Here is a 19,239-nt window from a genome sequence, read left to right on the forward strand (position 1 = left end):
GCCCGATTGACCCCCGTCGAGTACGAGACCATCATGACCCCAGCCGCAGCCCTGGCTGCATAAACCCCGCTGTCACCCAACCCTGCAGCAGTCCCGTGAGTGGTGAAGGCGACGTTCATGGGGACGTTGTGCCAGATATCGAAGCCGGAGGTGAGATGGAAGAAGAGGCGCCCGTCCTGGTAGAGGATCGGCTGGTCCATTCCGGGCCCGGCCAGTTGTGACTGCATGTTTGAGACCGCGAAGCCGTTGGGGAGCCTCAGGAGCTGGGTCTGCTTTCCGTCCGCGGCAGCAAGGTGGACCACGCCGCTGCCGTCCCTCGTGGGGCCGGCACTGCTGTAGGCGACGAGCCCGTTCTCGTCGGAGCGCATGGGCAGCATTTCGGCGCGGTCGGTGCCGTCAACTGTCCACTTGCGCTTGCCTGTACTCGTGTCGAACGCCGCGATGTGGTCACCACTAGTCAGGGTTTTCCGTTTGCTGGCGAGGTAGATGCTGTCCTTCGTGGCCACTACCGCGCCGCATGTGCCGCCGTCCCGGCAGCCAGGCACGTAGCCGTCGATCTTGATGGTCGCCTTGAGCGTGCCGGACTTGTCGAACGTGAGCAGTCTGTTCGCATCTGCCGGAAACTCCGTATCGCCCACGTAGGCGGCGACCACCAGCGGATCGGCAGAGGCGAGCCAAGTCCATCCCAGCCCCTTGGGCAGCGTCGCGACCCGGGACGGCTTGCCCGAACGCGCATCATGCGATGACACCTCGAAGTGATCGCCACAGTAGGTAAGACTCATCAGCTTCTTTACGCCGAGCTGCTCTTCGAACTGACATCCCGGCTGGGGCGAGTCCCACACCGTCTCACCGCTGTCGACGGCGAAGCCCCACGTCTCACCAGGCCATCCGACCGCGGCAAGCTCCTCACTGATACCGACATTGAGGTCCAGCCCGAGGTTTCCCTTCCTTTCAGGCAGCGACTTCTGCCACACCTTGCGGCCCCGGTTAATGTCGATCACCGCGATCTTGGTGCACCTGCGGTTCTTCACCGATTCCCTGAACACCACTGCTACCAGGCCCTTGCTGGTCACATCCTGCGACGCAGCACACAAATCGCCGTCCAGCGGAACTTTCCAGCTCTGCTTGCCGGTGTCCAGGTCGTAGCCGAGAACGGCGTAAGGAGCACCCGCAGCGTAGGAGCGTGAGGTGAGCCAAGAGCCGTCCGCATCGTTGCTCACTTCGCCGATCTGCGCCGGTGCGGGCACATTCAGCAGCTCGCGGCTCTGTGTCGGATCGGCCGCCGGTGACGACTTCGCAGGAGGACTGCCCTTACTGTCTGCCCGGTCAGGCCGCTCCTTGCCGTTGAGGTTGAGGAAGACAAGGGTGCCGGCTGCCAGGACGGCCACGGCCGCGGTGACGCAACCAGCAATGACCGCTGCCCGGCGCCCTCTGCCCCCACCCGGCCGCCCCGGGGGACCGGGTGGGGGCCGGAGGTGCGGAGGCACGGGACCGTACAGCGGCTGGGCACCATATCCACTGCCCGCGTTGGGGGCGGGGCCGAATCCGGGAGGGCCCTGGGACGGGGGCCCTGAGGCCGCAGGCGGCCCGGGCGGCATGGGCGGCTGTGACATACGCCTTCCAACTCCTCATGACGTAACGGTGATCATCCATCTGGCCGCGCCCTTCATGCGCCGACCCAGCAACCAACCGTAACGTCGGAAGCGAGGCCGTTTCTGACAGGACAACGGCCGGCGGTCCCGCGACCCTTCGCACGTGACGCGGGACCGCCGCACCTGCTGATGGTCCATCCGCTACTCCGCAACCTCCCTGACTGAGCGCCAAGCGCCGCGCCGTAGGTCGCGGCACCACTCACTGTGCCCTCGGAGGTCTCATCGCGGAGGAACGAACGCCGGCCCCGTTGCCCGGGACCGAGGACAGGAGCGTCTTGTGCTCCACGGCGGGGCCGGCATCGTCGGGCTCACCAAGCTGTCCAGTGCGATTGCCGGCAGCCCACATGGCCTGCGCTACTGTCCTGGAGGTATGACCGATGCGGCCCAGGCGCCCTTCATCGACCCGGACTCGGACTACCCATGTTGCTGGTTCTGCCCAGCCCTGCGGCTCCCGCGTACGGAGTTCCTCGTTGTGGACCGGCCCAGCAGAGACTGGCCGTTCGACGCGGCGGACGGATACCGCTACAGCGTCGATGGCCGGATCCCGGTCTGTGTGCACCCGGGCCGGGTCGGACTGGAACCTGAGCGGACAGCTCCTCCACCTGCCGCCGCATCCGCCGTCGATCCGGAGCCGGTCAGGCGACACCGCCGATGGTGGCGACGCTGACCCGGACCACCAAGGGCTGGGAACGTTCCGACCCAGCTGCCGGTGCCCCCTGGCGCGACGTGCCTGATCGCTACGGTCCCTGGGACTGGATCTACGACCTATTCCGGCGCTGGCAGCGGGACGGCAACTGGGCCCGGATCGTCACCCAACTCCAGGCAGAGCCCGTGCAAAGGGCCTGATCAGATGGGAGGTGAACGTCGACTCCACCGTCTGCCGGCCCACGAGAACGCGGCCGGGGCGGCGAAAAGGGGGACCTTCAAAGGAGCCGCCCGGCGGCATGGCCATTGAGCCGCCCGACCATGGCCTCGGGCGCTCCCGGGGCGGGCTGACCACCAAGGTTCACCTCGCCGTCGAGCAGGGGCAGAAGTCACTCTCTATCGTGATCACGGCCGGTCGGCGGGGCGACTCCCCACAGTTTAAGCCGGTCTTGGACGCGATCCGGGTACCACGACTCGGTCCTGGACGACCTCGCAGCAAATCGGAGCGAGTGCGGGCTGACAAGGCGTACAACTCCCGCCGCAACCGAGCCTACCTGCGCAGACGCGGGATCAGAGCGACCATCCCCATCCCTGCAGCAGTCCCCTTTCGCTACGAAGCCACTGTGCTGGTCGCGGTGATCAACGAATGGATATGAGTAGCTCCGGCACGCTCATGATCGCTAGCCTCGCCGGCTATGAAGCAGCGTCAACAGAAGAAGCTCTCCCTCCGCCTCTTCGAGGCAGTCCTGACAGGCGACGCCAGGAGCACGAAAGCCCTGTTGCGCAGGCGGCGCTCGACGAAAGTGGCACCGCGGTACTGACGGGAATGGGCGGGGTGGGCAAGACCCAGCTGGCCGCCGACTACGCCCGCAGCGCCTGGCGCGACGGCGGCCTCGACGTGCTGGTCTGGGCCACTGCACCGTCCCGCTCGTCCGTCGTGGCCTCGTACGCGAGGGCCGGCGTCGAACTGTGCGGAGCCGACCCCGACGATCCCGACCAGGCTGCCCGAGCCTTCCTGGTCTGGCTCACTCCCAAGGCCGATCAGGAGTCGTGCCGGTGGCTCGTCGTCCTCGACGACATAGCCGACCCCAGCGATCTGACCGCAAACCCAGACGACCCCGACAACACGTACAGCCTGTGGCCACCCGCCAGCCCGCACGGCCGCACCCTGGCCACCACCCGTCGCCGCGACGCCACCCTCGCCGGCAACAGCCGTCGTCCCGTCGAGGTCGGGCTGTTCACCTCGGCCGAAGCCGTCGCCTATCTCGACATGTCGCTGTCCATGCACGGCCAGCATGAAGCCGCCGACCGGCTTGCCGCGCTGGCTGCGGACCTCGGCCACCTGGCCCTGGCCCTGTCGCAGGCCGCCACCTACATTGCCGACGCCGCAATCCCCGTTGACTGCATCCCCTGCCCCCACGTAGAGGGCGAGTGTCCCAGCTACCGCACCCTGCTCGCCGATCGCGCCATCGCGCTCGCGGACCTCGCCCCCGACGCACTGCCCGACGAACAGGGCGTCCTCGCCGCAGCCTGGTCCCTGTCCATCGAGCGCGCCGACCGGCTGCGCCCCGTCGGCTTGGCCCGCCCCATGCTCCACCTTGCCGCCCTGCTCGATGCCAACGGCATCCCCCAGACCGTGCTGACCAGCGCACCCGTCCATACCTACCTTGCCGCACACCGCACCGCGAACGACCGGCAATCGGCAGGGCAACCGGCCCCCGTCTCCTCCCGGGACGCGGCCCAAGCCATGCGCGCCCTGCACAGGCTCAGCCTCATCGACCACACCCCGAGTACCCCGCACCAGGCCGTTCGCGTCCACCAGCTCATCCAGCGCGCGACCCGCGACACCCTCAGCCCCGAACAGCGGGACGGGTGCGCCCGTACGGCTGCTGACGCGCTCATGACCACCTGGCCGGAGATCGACCGCGACACCGAGTTCGCCAGCGTCCAACGGACGAATGTCGGAGCTCTTCTCCGGCACGAGGAGAGGGCACTCTTCCAGCCGGAGGTCCATCCTGTCCTCTTTAGAGTCGGCACGAGTCTGGGTGAGACGGGCCAGGCAGGCGCGGCCGCTGCCCACTTCCAGTACGTGGTAGAGGCAAGCTCCCGCTATCATGGCCCGAACCACCCCAGCACCCTTGAGGCCCGTTTCAACGGCGCACGCTGGCTGGGGGAGACGGGGGATACCTTCGGTGCGATAGAGGCGTACAAGCAACTGCTGGAAGACCGCCTGCGCATCCTGGGTACTTACCATCCGGACACGCTTCTCACCTACCAGAACCTGGCCTACGCAATAGGAGAGGCGGGCGACGCCCCCGGCGCGGTGGCCATGTACGAGCAGATCCTTCCTGTCGTGCTGCACCTGCGGGGTCCTGACGCTCCCGAAACCTTCATTACGCGCCAAGAGCTCGCCCTTTGGCGCGGGGAAGCGGGAGACGCGGCACGTGCTCTGCAGGACTGCGAACTGATCCTGCAAGACCAACTACGGGTGTTGGGCCCCGACGCCCCACGTACCCTCGCCACTCGATTCGACCTCGCCCGTTGGCTGCGGCAGACCGGGAATGCCGTGGGGGCAGTCGACGAGTATGAGCGGCTGGTCGTCGATCGTGTACGCGTGCTGGGCCCCCATCACGTCGACACCCTCGCTACCCGCAGTCAGCTTGCCCGCTGCCGGCGGGACGCGGAAGATTGCGAGGGCGCGATGGCCGAGTATGAGCGACTGCTCCCCGAGATGCTGGCGGTATTGGGCACCGGACACCCCATCACGCTCAATGCCCGTCGAGGCTTCGCCGAGACGCTGGGGCGCTTGGGCGATGCGGCCACTGCCGTACGCGAGTTCGAGCAGCTGGTCGTGGACCATGCGCAAGTGCTGGGCCTCCATCACGTCGACACCCTCGCTACCCGCAGTCAGCTCATTCTCTGGCGAGGGGAGACGGAAGACTGGGCCGGCGCTCTGGAGGCTGGAGAACAACTACTGGAAGACCAGCTGAGACAGCTGGGCTCTCATCATGAGGATGCCCTGGCCACTCGCTTCCTCCTTGCTCATGCACAGATGAAGACCGGGGACCTGATCGGGTGCCTGGCAGCCTTGGAAAGTCTCTGCATCGACATGGGGAGGGCACTCGGGGCCCACCATCCCTACACCCTGAACACCGTGCAGAGCTTTGCCGTGTTCCTGAGGATGTCGGCGAACGAAGATGGCGTGAGCACCGACTTCGCCGAGATGCTGACCGCGCGGGAACAGGCGTCAGGCCCTGAATATGATCAGATCCTCCTGGTCTGGAGCGCTCTGGCCGTGCGGCTGGCGGAGACGGGCGACCCGGTTGCCGCTGCCGTCCTCGGCGCCGAACTGCCTGCACGTTTGGCGGGAGCTATAGGGCCCGACCACCCGGAAACCCTCAATAGCCGACACAACCTCGCCACCTTCCGTGGGCGTGCAGGATATCCCGCAAGCGCTGCAAGGATTCTTGCCGAACTGCTGGCCGACCAGTTCCGGGCCCTTGGCCCGGAGCACCCGGACACCTACATCACTGAATCCGAACTGGCCGTATGGCTGGAGGCCGCCGGGGACCCGACAGCCGCCGCGACCACCTGTGCCGAACTGCTGGAACAGGCACAGGCCGTCGTCGGGCCGGATCACCCCCGGGTCCTCGAGCTGGCACGGCGATGCCGCCCGTAGGGCTGCTTGGCGGAGAGACGGTGACTATCGGGTCTCTGCGGACGATGGCACCTCCGACGTCTCGCCGCCTCCTACCTGGCAAGGTCCTGGCCCCCGGACAAGGAAGCCAGCCTGCGGCTGATGGGCCGCGGCATCCCGATGCTGGAAGCCTCCTTGGCCGCGACCGTCGCGGTACGCGAGCAACTGATGCCGGAGCAGGCTGCCGGCAGGGCCCGGGCCCTGCCGGCAGCGTACGCAGAAGACCTCACGACAGCCGAAACCCGGGAGCGGGCCATCGTGCTGCTGCACCACGAGGACTCGGCGACCGCAACGGCCCGCGCCCTCGCCCACGAGAAGTCCGTCACCCCACCTACGCTGACTACCAGCACCACCTGCATAGGTACAGCACGCGCATGTTGCTTCGCCTCCCTCATCCGCCCGGAGGATCGATCCGGGTCAGTAAGCCCGCCCTGCACGCTCGGCACCGTCTGGAGTGGCGGTTTCGGGCACGGACCGAACACGAAACAAATCAAAGGGAGTTCAGGTGACTGACGTGCGGCCTAGCCAGCAGATGCGAGACCTTGGAGTCGTCCAACACGGCGCCGGTATCCTCGCCGAACGGGCCCGCGCTTTTGACCTGCCCGCCGAGCGCGACGAGGCCGAACGCATCACGGACGAACTGTTCACCGCCATGGAACGGATCGGCCAGGTCCACCCCTTCGCAAAGGGTATGGGCATCGCGGCCCCGCAGATCGGCATCGCACGAGCCAGCGCCGTCGTCCAGCCGCCCGGCGACGCACCCGCGATCATCCTTCTCAATCCCCGGATCACCACCCGCTCCGAGGAGATGGACGAGCAGCACGAGGGCTGTCTGAGCTTCTTCGACGTGCGCGGCCTTGCACCCCGTCCTCTGAAGATCACGGTGGAGACCACGGCCTTGACCGGCGAGGCCGTGACCACCGTGTACGAACGCGGCCTCGCCCGCCTCATCCACCACGAGATCGACCACCTCGATGGGCTCCTCTATACCTCCCGGATGCTGCCTGGAGTCGAACCGATCCCCGTGGACGAGTACCGGCAGACTGGCCGGGCATGGACGTACGAGGAAGCCTGATCAGCCTGCCCACATGGACTGTGTACTGGGCCTGTCGTTCACTTCAGGGGAGTGCAGGCTGAGCGCGACAATCTTAGGAGTTCGTCCACCCGTAGCATTCAGGAACGTCCCAGTCTCATGGCGCACTCGTGTGCAGACGCGGTCGCAGCAAGAGATACGAGATCACCCGCACCAGGCCTAGCCGCCATGGTGCGGCCCGACATCGTGTGCCATCGCCACCACGTCTGGCAGTCACCCGAGCCCCGAGACATCTCAGCGGTTCCCGAGATCGAACGGGCACAACGGAACCTTCGAAAGCTCCGGAAGACCCACGGCATCCACGCCATGGCCTGCTGTGTCCGGGACGCCCGCTGGATCATCAGCGGCTGGGTTCACATGCCAAGCCGGGAGCCGAAATTTGAGGATCTCTGGCAAGACCGTCGCAGGAAGCTGGACCGCCCGGAGTGGTTTCGCAGCTGGGAACCGCCTGCCCACATCATGACCCACCCGGAAGTTGTGACCCTCGCCTCCGCCCTCGTGCCGATCTACCTGGATCCAAGCCACTTCCGCCGTGACCTCCGTGAGTGGGAGTTCAAAGCACACCTGCGATCCCGCCTCGGCCTGGACCCCCGACGCAACCCCACGGGCGCCCCCATCAACAAGTTCTTCTACATGGTCCAGATGGACCGAGCCCGTTGGCGGAACCCCAAAATCGCCGTGATCACTGAGACGGCGACACCGAGAACCGCTCAGTGATCATGGCGAACCCCAGCTCAGAGGATGCCCCGCTCGCCACCCTCACGGAGAAAGAACACTAGACCCGGGCGGCGGTGCCCAGCCGCCGATGAGACGGCGGTCTCGACATGGCGCGAAGCGCCGGGATTTCTCCAGCAGCGACTGCTGGCTCGTCTTCGACGGGGCCGGGGCGGGCATCGGAATCTACTGACCGAGCCCTCTGCCAGGTGGGCCCGGCCCCGTTCTGTGAAAGGAGTGCCAGGCCGGCGTCATGTCACTGGCCGCAATCGGCGTTGTTTGTGCTTGTCGCGAATCTCGTCCGGGTGAACGGAGAGCTGTTGCCGCTCCGGGCCCTGCGGCCTGTGCCGGGTGCCGGCGGGGACGGTGGGTCCTGACAAGGCATGGGAACCGGTGGATACGCAGAGGCGTCTTCTGCTACCTGTGAAGTTCGCCCAATGCTGCCGTGGCAGGCGGTCGTCGGCTGCCGGGAAGGGGCAGGGGGTGTCACGACGTAGGAAAATCACGGCCATGGTGGCAGCGGTGGTGCTGACCGTGTCGACACCGTTCTTCTGGCTGCTCGACAGCCCAGACACGGGGCAGTTGGTCGCCGCCTCTGTCCAGGGCGCCACTGGTATCGCCGCCCTGGTGTGGGTGCTGATGCAGTCCCCGGCCGGCCCGCAGCCCGGAGCCGCGGCGGTCGATACCGGACGGGCCAGGGCCACCGGGGGTGGCCGGGCGTCCAGCGGTGTACGAGGCCTGCAGGGGGCCGGGAACGGTCCGGTTCGGGCGGAGCGAACGGGGGACGCCACCGCAGACGGGTCTGGCAGCAGCGCGAGCACGGGTATCGACTTCAGCTGACCGGGCTGGAACGGCCAGAGTATGCGGGAGGTTTCTGTCCGATGGTGCGATGGCCCAAGCGCCGCCCTGCCCCGGGCAGGGAGCCCAACGTTGATCTCGGGGCCGCGGACGCAAAGAGCGAGCCGTCGGTCACCGTCGCGGACACAGGCACTGCCGCCGCCAGCGACGGCGCCACGGCGGCGACCGGCTACACCGGACCGGTCCCAGGCACCACCGGCTCGGTACACGTGGGCCATACGGGAGACGCCACCGCCAGTGAGGGCGGCCTGGCCAACACCGGGCTCTTGGTAGTCGACCGCTTCACCCTGGTGCAGCAGGCTGCTCCTCGCACACCCGCCGCCTGGCCACACCAAGTTGGCTTGCTCCCGCCGCGCGCCCAGTCCTTCCAGCACCGGGCCGAAGTCGACCAGTTGCGAGCAGCGGTCGACCGCGGGGGCACCGCAGTGCTCACCCAGGTCCTGACCGGGACCGGTGGAGTGGGTAAAACCCAGCTGGCCGCCGACTACGCCCGCACCGCATGGGACAACGGCGAGGTCGACGTACTGGTATGGATCACCGCGAGCAGCCGCTCAGCAATCACGGCCGGATACGCCCAGGCTGGTGCCGAGGTCCTTGCCGCCGACCCCGCTGATCCGGAGCAGGCCGCGCGAGCGTTCCTGGCCTGGCTGGAACCCAAAGCCGGCCAGAAGCCGTGCCGGTGGCTGGTCGTACTCGACGACGTTGCGGATCCCGCCGATATGCGCGGCTGGTGGCCGCCCACCAGCCTCCACGGCCGCGCCCTGGTCACCACACGGCGCCGCGAGGCCGCCCTGACCGGAGCGGGCCGGCGCCGGGTGACCGTGGGCCTGTTCACCCCCCAGGAAGCCGCCGCCTACTTCACCGCCGTACTTGCCGCGCACGACCGCCACGAGCCAGCCGACCAGATCAGCGGCCTGGCCGCCGAGCTGGGATACTTGCCTCTCGCGCTGGCCCAGGCCGCTGCCCACACCGTCGATGCGGACCTGATTTGTGCCTCATACCGGGAGCTGCTGGCCGACCGGATAAGGAAGCTGGCCGACCTGCTGCCAGAACCCGGCGCACTGCCCGACGACCAGACCGCCACCGTGGCTGCCACCTGGTCCCTGTCCATCGAACGCGCCGACCAGCTCCGCCCGGCGGGCCTGGCCCGCCCCATGCTCCAGCTCGCCGCGATGCTCGACCCCAACGGCATCCCCCGCACTGTCCTCACCAGCGAACCCGCTCGTGCCTATCTCACCGCCCACCGTGCTGCCACCAATCGTGAACCGGCTGAGGTGACAGCCGAGGACGCAGTCGGCGCCCTGTTGGCCCTGCACCGTCTCAGCCTGATTGACCACACTCTCAACACCCTCCATCAGGCAGTCCGTGTCCACCAGCTCGTCCAACGCGCCACCCGCGACACCCTCGCCCCCAACCAGCGCACCCCTCTCGCCCACGCTGCAGCTGACGCCCTGACCGCCGCATGGCCAGCCATCGAACGGGAAACCCCCCTCACCCAGGCGCTGCGCGCCAACACAGACGCCCTCACTTGCACCGCAGAAGATGCCCTGTACCAGCCCGCACCGCACCGGGTGCTCTTCCGCGCAGGCCAAAGCCTCAGCGAAGCCGGCCAGGTCACCGCCGCCACCACCCACTTCTCTCGCTTGTCCGAGGCGACCTCCCACCACCTCGGCCCCGACCATCCATACGCCCTGGCCGCCCGCAACAACCTCGCCCGGTGTCGAGGCGAGGCGGGGGATGCGGCGGGTGCTGCCGCCGCGTTGGAAGACTTGCTGACTGACGTGATGCGAGTGCTGGGCCCCGACCACCCCGACACTCTGCGCGTCCGCCATGGTTTCGCCTACTGGCGGGGTAAGGCGGGGGACGCGGCGGGTGCTGCCGCCGCGTTCGAGGAGCTGCTGGCCGACCGGCTACGCGTACTGGGCCCCGACCATCCCGGCACCTTGGACGCCCGGCATAACGTCGCCTACTTTCGGGGGCAGGCGGGGGATGCAGCGGGTGCTGCCGCCGCGTTCGAGGAGCTGCTGGCCGATCGGTTACGCGTACAGGGCCCCGACCACCCGGCCACCCTGACGGCCCGCCACGAGCTCGCCCGGTGGCAAGTACGGGTGGGGGGCACGGCGGGGGGCGCGGCCACGTTCGAGGGGCTGCTGGCCGACCGGCTGCGCGTGCTGGGCGCCGACCACCCCGACACCCTGAGCGCTCGTCACAACCTCGCCGCATGGTGGGGTGAGGCGGGGGATGCGGCGGGTGCTGCGGCCGCGTTCGAGGAGCTGCTGACCGACCGGCTACGGGTGCTGGGCCCTGACCACCCCGACACCCTGAGCGCCCGCAAAAACCTCGCCCGGTGGCGGGGTGAGGCGGGGGATGCGGCGGGTGCTGCGACCGCGTTCGAGGAGCTGCTGACCGACCTGCTACGCGTGCTGGGCCCCCACCACCCCGACACCCTGAGCATCCGCCATGGTTTCGCCTACTGGTGGGGTGAGGCGGGGGACGCGGCGGGTGCTGCGGCCGCGTTCGAGGAGCTGCTGACCGACCTGCTACGGGTGCTGGGCCCCCACCACCCCGGCACCTTGGACGCCCGGCATAACGTCGCCTACTTTCGGGGTAAGGCGGGGGATGCGGCGGGTGCTGCGGCCGCGTTCGAGGAGCTGGTGGCCGACCGGCTACGGGTACAAGGCGCCGACCACCCGGCCACCCTGAAGGCCCGCCGCAACCTCGCCCAGTGGCGAAGCAGGACGATCGATGATGAACCGACTGATTCCTGAGCGAGATCGGCAAGTGACGACCCGCAGCCGGATTGGCGCCGGGGCCCCGATTTCAAGGAACAGAAGAGGGGCAGCAACTGCATTGCGCCCGCTGACGTTCGATTGGGCCCAACCATGTACCTCCGGCGTCACGAACTTGGCCAGGATCATTGCCCGACCTCACTGTCGTTGGACACGAGAACGGGCTCTGGCACAACTTCTGTGGTGGTACGTCGCTCCCGCTCGTACCCGCATCGGGTCGGTCCCGCTGACCTGCTGGTTTCCCGCGTCCGACGTGCCGTCCTTGCGATCGACAGGCCGACATCACAGAAGTTGAGCCAGAACCCGAGAACGTCAGCGGTTTGGACACGAGGACTGTCAGTCAGGAGTCGGAGCGCGTCGCCTTGCCGCCAGCTGCTGCGCGATTTCGTCCACAGGGAAGGAGACCCACTCCCAGCTCTGCTCGACTGGGATGCCGTAGCGACGCTTGATCTCGATGCACAGCTCAACGGCCCCTAACGAGTCCATGCCGTAGTCCCTCGGTGACAGGCTCGGGTTGATCGTCGGAACGTCGAGCGTGATCTTCATTAGCTCAATCAGCCACGCCAGATCGGCGTGTGCGGGATCGGCTGTCATGCTCCACCTGTCTCATGGGCCGGGGTGGTCAATGCGGTTCGCGCTGCCGCGCCGAACGCCTCCAGAGCCTCGCGCACGTGATTCCGCTGCTGGGCGCATTGCTGCACGTAATCAGCTATGTCCCCGCCTCTCGCCATTCGTTCTTTGTAGGCCCGCAAGCTGGCGTACAGCAGCGCCAGGTGCTTCTCGACATCGCGGGCAGAGTCGAGGACTTCTTCGGGGCCTTCGACGGCCACGGTGGCTCCGGCTCGCTGGATTGCGCGGACTCCTGCCCGTGCCTCGTGCATCTGCTGTTCGATCAACTCCGCGTCCGGAGTGGCTGACCGCAGTAGGTGCCATGTCTCCGACAGCGCCTCGCGCGCCTGGGAGGCGTCGGTGAGGAAGGTGCTGTACGCGTCCCTTCGAGCCTGCCGCTGCCACTGCTGGTGTTGAGCGGCACTCTGAGTTCGGGCCTGCCACCGAGTGGACCAGCTCGTCAGGGCTGCTGCTCCGGCGGTTCCGGCAGAACCAAGGGCAGCGCCCAGCAGCGCTGCTAACGCTTGATCCATGAACTACTCCTCACCCCGTAGTCCTGCGGATGCTCTCCGAGCCACCGCCAGAAGGCATGGACGCCCCCTCCGCGCTACCGCGTCCGTAGTGACATCCCCGATGACCAACCCAGTGACATTGTCGTCTGCCACGGGAACGTCAGTGGTTTTGTTGTGAGATGAGTCTGCGGCTCAGGTAGATGTCGCTACCAGTCTTGGTCGAGGTCGCCGGTTTCTTCGTCGAGTAGGCCCCAGGCCATGGAGTCGGCGCGGCGGGCGGCGCGCAGGAGCCAGCCGAGAGATCCAATCCTCCAGATAGCGGACGTACCCGCCGACCTGCCGGGCAGGGTGCTGGACCGTGCGCTGACCGATCCTCACCATACCCGGGCGGAGTGGGCTGGTCTGGGCGCTGGTCCACTGTTTGAGCTCGATCACCACTGTGCACAGGCGGCCATCGGGGGCTGCGCCGATGACGAGCGCGTCTATGCGCTCTCCTGTGGCCGGAAGGGTGTACTCGAGCAGCACGTGGAGTTGGCCCAGACCTGCGCTGTACAGAGCAGGCATGAGGGCCGGCCAACTACGCCGCCAGCTTCGTACCTCCTCCTGGCTCGGCGAGACGCCGAACTTCTGGGCGAAGCGCCGCTCGCACTCGGCGATGAACGCGGTCTGTGTGACATTCCGGGCTATCGCCGAGACTGTTCCCCCGTAGAGATGCATGGTCAGACGTATACCAGCCGTGTCTGGCAACTCGGTTCCGCATGAGGGTGGGCGGGCTGGATGTCAGTGCTGCCTGGTATTGCTGGGAGCATGACGATCGGATCTCTGCAGAAGTCGCTGGCCGACTTCGCCGCTGAACGTGAGTGGGAACAGTTCCACACCCCGAAAAACCTGGCGATGGCCCTGGCCGGCGAGAGCGGTGAACTCCTCGAAGTCTTCCAGTGGCTGACACCGGAAGAGTCCACCGCGGTGATGAGCGACCCCGTGCGCGCGCCCCAGGTGCGCGAGGAAATGGCGGATGTATTCGCCTACTTGCTCAGACTGGCCGATGTTCTTGATCTTGACTTGGAGCAGACTCTGGTTGAGAAGATCGAGACCAACAATCGGAAGTACCCGGCGCACCTCGCACGCGGCCGGGCGGACAAGTACACACAGCTGGGGGGATGAGTCAGCCGATGCGCATCGTCATGCAGCCGGCCAGCCGCGCAAAGAAGGTCGTCAACAAGCACTACCTGGACACGATCGCGAACCCGGTCGTCATCGACACGTACGCGCATTTACTCGATGCGCAGGTGGCTGATCAGCTCCGCACGCTGTTCCCCGACGGCTCCGCGCCGATGTGGGGCGTGGCGCCGGGCAAGCGCGATGTCAACGTCTCCAAGATCAAGAAGATGCGCCCTGGCGACTGGGTGTTCTTCACCGGTGAGAGCAAGGTGTACTTCGGCGGCACGATCGCCTTGACCTGGCGCAGCCAGCCCATGGCGAACGAGCTGTGGGCCGCCGATGGAGACGGAAGTACCTGGGAGTACATGTACGCCCTGTCCGGTACCCAAGGTTTCGATATTCCGATACAGGAAGTCCGCGACCTCCTTGACTGGAACCCGAAGCGCAACGTCATGGGTATCTCCGTCCTCAGCGAGGACGAGAGCGACTCTCTTCAGACGCTCCTGACACTCGATCCTGCCACCGCGAAAGCCTCCCCTGTGGACCTGCAGGAAGAGGAAGCAGCTATCGCCGGGTTTGATGGAGAGCTGGAACGCAAGGCGCAGCGGGCTCAGCGTGGCGAACAGGCTGCCCTCAAGCGCCGGCTCCTTCCTGGTAACGCTGGCGAGTGTGCTCTGTGCGGACGCGAGCTGCCAGGTGCTTTTCTGATAGGCGCGCATATCAAGAAGCGTGCGTTTTGCAGCGACGGAGAGAAGCGGGACCTGGCCAACATCGCCATGCTGGCCTGCACCCTCGGGTGCGACGCCCTGTACGAGCACGGCTATGTGGCCGTCGCTCCTGGGGGAGCTATCCAAGTGAGCCCACTGGCCAGCACCATTCCCGAGGTGGCCGCGCACATCCAGGCGCACCTAGCAGGCCGGACAGTCGCCTGGTGGAATCCATCCAGGGAGCCGTACTACCACTGGCACCGCACGCGCACCTTCAAGGACGTTCCTCCATCGTAGTTCGGCGGCAGGAGTGCCGTCTGAAGGAGTTGGCTCGCACGCTCGTCAGGACGGGCCGGTAGCGGGGCGCAGGGCCTGTCCGGCCGATCATGTCGGGCTGCTCGGCGATTACGGCCCGGGGACGGCCACCAGCTGAAGGTGATCGAGGCCGTCGAAGCCCTCTGCCTGTACTTCGACGGCTGAGGTGTCGAAGCGAAGGGTGAAGCAGGGGTCCGCGTCGACGAGCTGTTTCAGGTCGTCGCGGACGCCGTGGTCGAGAGGGGAAGAGAGCAAGGCCTCCCACTCACCTGTGCTGGCGGTGGCCGTCACTCTCACCGGAATTCGAACCAAGCAGGTTGATGGGTTGGCCCACCACTCCAAAAGCGCCGCCTTCTCGTAACGATCCATTCCCCGAGCGTAGATGCCAGTCCTCCCCGCCTGCGCTGTTCGGTGTCCTGGGCATGGGGCTTCGTGATCGGCGGCGGGATCACCGACAGGTGAATGAGGGATTCTCTACCGGGTGCGGACCGGCGTGCAGTGGCGTGACCTGCCCGTACGGATCGGGCCGTGGAAAACCGTCTACGAAGCGGCCTGCTGACGGGCCGTGGGAGCATCTGCTCCAGCAGGTCCAGGCCGCGACGGATGCGGCGGGTGAGATCGGCTGGGATGTTTCGGTCGACTCCACCATCGTGCGCGCACATCAGCATGCGGCGGGCGCCCGCACCGACCCACCGCCGGCCACCGCTTCAAAGGGGCCAGAACACCAGGGCGAAATGCCGTGACAGAGTCTGCGCGCCCGCCTGGTGGAGGTGGTGCGGGAGGCGAGGACCTGGGCCGCTCGCGCGGCAGTTTCACCACCAATCTCCACCGCGGACGGCCGATGCCGCCCATTGTCCATGATCGTCACACCAGGTCAGCGAGCGGACTGCACCCAGTTCGAGCCGGTTCCGGAGAAGACCAGAGTCCCGAAGCCGGCGCCCGGCAGGCCCCCGGCAGGACACCTGACAGCGTCGCAGCCGACAAGGCATACAGCAACGGGCTCTGTTGCGCGTAACTGCGGCGCCGAAGCATCCGGCACACAATCCCGGAGAAGACGGACAGCCAGGCCCCCCGCCAGCGCAAAGGCCCACGCGGCGGGCGGCCAACCGGCTACGACGAAGAGCGGTACCGTCGAGCGGACCATCAACCGGCTCAAGCAACCTCGGGCGGTGGCCACCCACTACGACAACGCTGCTACGTCTACCTCGGCACGGCCACGCCGCAGCCCCCTCCATCTGGCTCCGCACATGATCGGCCAGACAAGTCCCAGCAGCCGCATCCCGACCGTTGCCGTCACGTACCGCCTGGCGTGGTCACGGTTGGTGCACAGTGTGCCGCATGAAGCGCCACAAGAGAGTAATGGGACCTGTGTGCATGGGAGGGTGAGGAACGTTCAGGTTCAGGTGAGCAGGAGGATGTGGTTGACGTGGCCGCCATGCAGCTGACACGCACCCACCGGATACTCATCGGTCTCGTGGTCGCCGGAGCGGTGCTCATCGCCGCGATCGGGTTCGCGGGTTCGTACGCGGCGGTGCGCGAACTCGCCCTCCAGAAGGGCTTCGGGGACTTCTCGCTGGTCTTCCCGATCGGCATCGACGCGGGTATCTGTGTCCTGCTCGCCCTGGACCTGCTGCTGACCTGGCTGCGCATCCCGTTCCCGCTGCTGCGCCAGACCGCCTGGCTGCTGACCGCCGCGACGATCGCCTTCAACGGCGCCGCGGCCTGGCCCGACCCGCTCGGCGTCGGCATGCACGCCGTCATCCCGGTGCTGTTCGTGGTCTCCGTCGAGGCCGCCCGCCACGCGGTGGGCCGGATCGCCGACATCACGGCCGACAAGCACATGGAGGGCGTCCGCCTCACCCGCTGGCTGCTCTCCCCCGTACCGACGTTCAAGCTGTGGCGCCGCATGAAGCTCTGGGAGCTGCGCAGTTACGAGCAGGTCATCAAGCTCGAACAGGACCGGCTGATCTACCAGGCCCGCCTCCAGGCCCGCTTCGGCCGCAACTGGCGCCGCAAGGCCCCCGTCGAGTCCCTGATGCCGCTGCGACTGGCGAAGTACGGCGTCCCGCTGGCCGAGACCGCCCCGGCCGGCCTCGCCGCCGCGGGCATCGAACCCGCCCTGCTCCCCCCGGCCCCGGCCCCCGCCCAGGCCCAGGCCGCTGAGGTTCCGAAGCAGAGGCAGAGTCCCGCCCTTGAGGCCCCTGCCGCGCAAGAGCTGGAATTCGCACAGCTGCGTGCCGGAGAACCGATACCGTCATCCTGGGTGCGTTCAGCAGCTGTCGTACGGACGCCCGAACCGGCACCGGGCGATGCCAGCGCCGACGGGCGTCTTGCCGACGCCTACCAGGCCTGGCTCGCCGCCTATAACTCCGAGCCGACGAGTGAGCATTTCGCTCTCTGGCTCCAGGACAGGTACGGCATCGCCACCGCAGCCGGCGACCCGCTGTCCGGCGAGCAAGTCCAGCCCCTGCTGCAGGTGCTCAAGCAGCGCGGCGCGCCCGCACCCGACGGCAGGTCCGGCCCCGGTGCTTCCCGGGACGCAGCCGACGAAGAGACTTGGGCCGACTACTTCTACAGCGCGTGGCTCACGTACGCGGCGGAACGGGGCTCATACCCCGATGCCGCGGACCTTGCCGAGTACGTGTACCAGCGCGACGGCATTCTGGGAGCCACCGGGCAGCCGGTTACCGCAGACGAACTGCGCGAATACGTTGCCCTGTTCCAGGAGCAGGAGCAGGAGCAGGAACGGGACGACGACCCCGAGGCCGATCCGGCATCGGCGGCAGCGGACCAGACCGCTGAGACGGCCTTCGACCACGAGGGCGACGAGAGCCGCGGCGAGGACTCCCCGAGCAGTCCCGACGACGCCCTGGAGGAGCAGCTCGGTTCGCCACCGTGGTTCGACGCCGGCCAGCAGGATCAAACGCGGCCGATGGAACGGCGCGCCGTACACGCGTCCGCTGGCAGCCGCAGTGCCGTCCAGGCGCGAGTCCCGAAGCCCCTTGATGAGGACGAGCCTGAGACCAGGGAGCTGGCCCCGGACGCCAGCGGGAGCAACGCCGAGCAGGAGGCCGCGCGGCAGGACGGCTCCCACCTGACGGGCCCAGCACGGGTGGAATTCCACTACCGACAGTTGTCACCGGAGGAGCAGCAGCTTTCAGCGAAGGCTCTCGCTCCGGTCCTGGCGCAGCTCTGCGGCTACCAGGAGAGCACGGTGCGGAAGTACCTCGGACCGATCAAGCGGGCGGCTGGCGCGTGAGTTCCACCGCGTGGAATGCGGGCGCGCAGCCTGGAGCGCGGACGGGGCGCCGTTCGCGAGCGCTGGCGGATTCGTGGGGCCTTCGACCCAGGTATAAGCCGAGCAGCCGCGGCCCAGGCCGTCAAGGTCGATCGTACGGGGGCACGCCCTTGACACCCTGAACCACGCCTGCTCCACGGTGTGTGGGTCGAAGACGGAAGGGAAGAGAGTTGGGGCGAGTGGTGGGTTTAGGTTCGCGCGGGGGATGAATAAGCCCTTGGTGAGCGCAGAACACTCGGCGGACAATGGCGGCATGACGTTGACGATTTGGGTCGATGACTGGCAGATCCAGTGCTGCGGGGAGGCCTTCAAGCTGGGAGATTCCGTCTCGTGGCAGCTAGTGGAGATCGATCCGGAGGATTACGCCGACATCGTCGGTAACGAACGTGCACCGGAGATCGACTTTCGCGAGGAGCATCACGGCCAGGAGGAGCTCCCGTCGACCCGTTTGCAGGTGCTGACCATCACAGAGGTGCACTGTCGGTACGAAGTCCCCTCACACAGCACGTCCAACGTGCAGCATCCAGTGCCGGGCACAACCGAATTGGTTCCGGTCAGGGAAGGGGACGGATGGGCAGAGGCACGCCCGCGTGTTCGCTTCGCCGGTTACCTCGTGACCGCCGAGCAGGCGACAGACGGGCAGGAGGCAACGGCTATTCATTGCCAATGAGGGAACTGTGGAGCACTCGTCCAGACTGACCTCCCATGCCTGTTGCAACAGCACGGGGCCTGACATCAGCGGCTGACACCAACGGTGGGGGAAAGCAGCCCGGCCGGAGGAGCAGCCTGGGTACACCCCCGTGGCTCGGGGCCAGCCAGCAGGATCAAACGCGGTAGACGAACAGCCTGCTGTACACGCGCCTGGTGGTAAGAGCGGCGGCTGCGGCATCGTCCAGGTGCGAGTTCCGAAGGCCCGTGATGAGGACGAGCCCGACGCCGGGGAGCCAGCCCCGGACATCCGTGAGAGCAAGGCCGAGCAGGAGGACGGCTCTCATCTGACAGGCCCGGCGCGGGTGGAATTCCACTACCGACGGTTGTCACCGGAGGAGCAGCGGCTTTCGGCGAAGGCTCTTGCTTCGGTCCTGGCGGAGCGCTGGGGACTGCTGCAGGGTTGGGTGACAGCGGGGTTTATGCAGCCAGGGCTGCGGCTGGGGTCATGATGGTCTCGTACTCGACGGGGGTCAATCGG

The 19,239-nt window shown here is 67.3% G+C and carries 15 protein-coding genes and 2 pseudogenes; 13 read left to right on the forward strand and 4 right to left on the reverse strand.

What is annotated here, in order from left to right; translation table 11 throughout:
- The coding region (locus ACFYY7_RS42910; protein ID WP_388671116.1) for a PQQ-binding-like beta-propeller repeat protein at positions 1–1,388 on the reverse strand (1,388 nt) is incomplete at its 3' end.
- Between the two features lie 915 nt (positions 1,389–2,303).
- Between ACFYY7_RS42910 and ACFYY7_RS42915 the strand changes: the two genes are divergently transcribed.
- From ACFYY7_RS42915 to ACFYY7_RS42950, 8 genes are all read left to right on the forward strand, one after another.
- Positions 2,304–2,498 (forward strand): transposase, encoded by a 195-nt coding sequence (locus tag ACFYY7_RS42915; protein WP_388671119.1) that lies wholly within the window; start codon positions 2,304–2,306, stop codon positions 2,496–2,498.
- 98 nt (positions 2,499–2,596) lie between these two features.
- On the forward strand, positions 2,597–2,953 hold the full coding sequence (locus tag ACFYY7_RS42920; RefSeq protein WP_388671122.1) for a transposase: 357 nt from the start codon (positions 2,597–2,599) through the stop codon (positions 2,951–2,953).
- A gap of 17 nt (positions 2,954–2,970) precedes the next feature.
- Complete coding sequence (locus ACFYY7_RS42925; RefSeq protein ID WP_388671152.1) at positions 2,971–5,976, forward strand: tetratricopeptide repeat protein; 3,006 nt, start codon at positions 2,971–2,973, stop codon at positions 5,974–5,976.
- Between the two features lie 120 nt (positions 5,977–6,096).
- On the forward strand, positions 6,097–6,507 hold the full coding sequence (locus ACFYY7_RS42930; protein WP_388671125.1) for a hypothetical protein: 411 nt from the start codon (positions 6,097–6,099) through the stop codon (positions 6,505–6,507).
- Entirely contained in the window at positions 6,500–7,069 is a 570-nt protein-coding gene (locus ACFYY7_RS42935) for a peptide deformylase (RefSeq protein WP_388671128.1), read from the forward strand. Before ACFYY7_RS42930 ends, ACFYY7_RS42935 begins: the two co-directional genes overlap by 8 nt.
- A gap of 186 nt (positions 7,070–7,255) precedes the next feature.
- Complete coding sequence (locus ACFYY7_RS42940; RefSeq protein ID WP_388671131.1) at positions 7,256–7,804, forward strand: hypothetical protein; 549 nt, start codon at positions 7,256–7,258, stop codon at positions 7,802–7,804.
- A 507-nt stretch (positions 7,805–8,311) separates the two neighbouring features.
- Positions 8,312–8,641 carry a hypothetical protein gene (locus ACFYY7_RS42945; protein WP_388671134.1) on the forward strand — a complete coding sequence of 110 codons (330 nt, stop codon included), beginning with the start codon at positions 8,312–8,314 and terminating at the stop codon, positions 8,639–8,641.
- A 41-nt stretch (positions 8,642–8,682) separates the two neighbouring features.
- Positions 8,683–11,427 (forward strand): tetratricopeptide repeat protein, encoded by a 2,745-nt coding sequence (locus ACFYY7_RS42950; RefSeq protein ID WP_388671137.1) that lies wholly within the window; start codon positions 8,683–8,685, stop codon positions 11,425–11,427.
- A gap of 357 nt (positions 11,428–11,784) precedes the next feature.
- On the opposite strand, the gene ACFYY7_RS42955 is transcribed toward ACFYY7_RS42950, so the two are convergent.
- Positions 11,785–12,042 carry an acyl carrier protein gene (locus tag ACFYY7_RS42955; RefSeq protein ID WP_388671140.1) on the reverse strand — a complete coding sequence of 86 codons (258 nt, stop codon included), beginning with the start codon at positions 12,040–12,042 and terminating at the stop codon, positions 11,785–11,787.
- Entirely contained in the window at positions 12,039–12,590 is a 552-nt protein-coding gene (locus ACFYY7_RS42960; protein WP_388671143.1) for a hypothetical protein, read from the reverse strand. The genes ACFYY7_RS42955 and ACFYY7_RS42960 overlap by 4 nt, the downstream gene beginning before the upstream one ends.
- Positions 12,591–13,376: 786 nt before the next feature.
- Here ACFYY7_RS42960 and ACFYY7_RS42965 point away from each other — a divergent pair.
- Together ACFYY7_RS42965 and ACFYY7_RS42970 are read left to right on the forward strand one after the other, a co-directional pair.
- Entirely contained in the window at positions 13,377–13,733 is a 357-nt protein-coding gene (locus tag ACFYY7_RS42965; protein WP_376319460.1) for a nucleotide pyrophosphohydrolase, read from the forward strand.
- An 8-nt stretch (positions 13,734–13,741) separates the two neighbouring features.
- Positions 13,742–14,734: a hypothetical protein gene (locus tag ACFYY7_RS42970; protein WP_388671146.1), complete on the forward strand. Its 993-nt coding sequence runs from the start codon at positions 13,742–13,744 to the stop codon at positions 14,732–14,734.
- A 108-nt stretch (positions 14,735–14,842) separates the two neighbouring features.
- Here ACFYY7_RS42970 and ACFYY7_RS42975 read toward each other — a convergent pair whose 3' ends face one another.
- Complete coding sequence (locus ACFYY7_RS42975) at positions 14,843–15,121, reverse strand: hypothetical protein (RefSeq protein ID WP_388671155.1); 279 nt, start codon at positions 15,119–15,121, stop codon at positions 14,843–14,845.
- 35 nt (positions 15,122–15,156) lie between these two features.
- Here ACFYY7_RS42975 and ACFYY7_RS42980 point away from each other — a divergent pair.
- From ACFYY7_RS42980 to ACFYY7_RS42990, 3 genes and pseudogenes are all read left to right on the forward strand, one after another.
- Positions 15,157–16,003 (forward strand): annotated as a pseudogene (locus ACFYY7_RS42980) (IS5 family transposase).
- Between the two features lie 184 nt (positions 16,004–16,187).
- A pseudogene (locus ACFYY7_RS42985) lies at positions 16,188–16,914 on the forward strand (DUF2637 domain-containing protein); the annotation flags it as partial.
- A gap of 1,389 nt (positions 16,915–18,303) precedes the next feature.
- Positions 18,304–18,720 (forward strand): DUF6578 domain-containing protein, encoded by a 417-nt coding sequence (locus tag ACFYY7_RS42990; RefSeq protein WP_388671149.1) that lies wholly within the window; start codon positions 18,304–18,306, stop codon positions 18,718–18,720.
- Positions 18,721–19,239: the final 519 nt, after the last annotated feature.

The organism is Streptomyces sp. NPDC001933 (assembly GCF_042890955.1).
Lineage (GTDB): Bacteria > Actinomycetota > Actinomycetes > Streptomycetales > Streptomycetaceae > Streptomyces.

Coding starts and splice junctions, on each gene's coding strand:
- ACFYY7_RS42915 (WP_388671119.1), top strand. CDS start 2,304: ATGGTGGCGACGCTGACCCGGACCACCAAGGGCTGGGAACGTTCCGAC.
- ACFYY7_RS42920 (WP_388671122.1), top strand. CDS start 2,597: ATGGCCATTGAGCCGCCCGACCATGGCCTCGGGCGCTCCCGGGGCGGG.
- ACFYY7_RS42925 (WP_388671152.1), top strand. CDS start 2,971: ATGATCGCTAGCCTCGCCGGCTATGAAGCAGCGTCAACAGAAGAAGCT.
- ACFYY7_RS42930 (WP_388671125.1), top strand. CDS start 6,097: ATGGGCCGCGGCATCCCGATGCTGGAAGCCTCCTTGGCCGCGACCGTC.
- ACFYY7_RS42940 (WP_388671131.1), top strand. CDS start 7,256: ATGGTGCGGCCCGACATCGTGTGCCATCGCCACCACGTCTGGCAGTCA.
- ACFYY7_RS42945 (WP_388671134.1), top strand. CDS start 8,312: ATGGTGGCAGCGGTGGTGCTGACCGTGTCGACACCGTTCTTCTGGCTG.
- ACFYY7_RS42950 (WP_388671137.1), top strand. CDS start 8,683: ATGGTGCGATGGCCCAAGCGCCGCCCTGCCCCGGGCAGGGAGCCCAAC.
- ACFYY7_RS42955 (WP_388671140.1), bottom strand. CDS start 12,042: ATGACAGCCGATCCCGCACACGCCGATCTGGCGTGGCTGATTGAGCTA.
- ACFYY7_RS42960 (WP_388671143.1), bottom strand. CDS start 12,590: ATGGATCAAGCGTTAGCAGCGCTGCTGGGCGCTGCCCTTGGTTCTGCC.
- ACFYY7_RS42965 (WP_376319460.1), top strand. CDS start 13,377: ATGACGATCGGATCTCTGCAGAAGTCGCTGGCCGACTTCGCCGCTGAA.
- ACFYY7_RS42970 (WP_388671146.1), top strand. CDS start 13,742: ATGCGCATCGTCATGCAGCCGGCCAGCCGCGCAAAGAAGGTCGTCAAC.
- ACFYY7_RS42975 (WP_388671155.1), bottom strand. CDS start 15,121: ATGGATCGTTACGAGAAGGCGGCGCTTTTGGAGTGGTGGGCCAACCCA.
- ACFYY7_RS42990 (WP_388671149.1), top strand. CDS start 18,304: ATGACGTTGACGATTTGGGTCGATGACTGGCAGATCCAGTGCTGCGGG.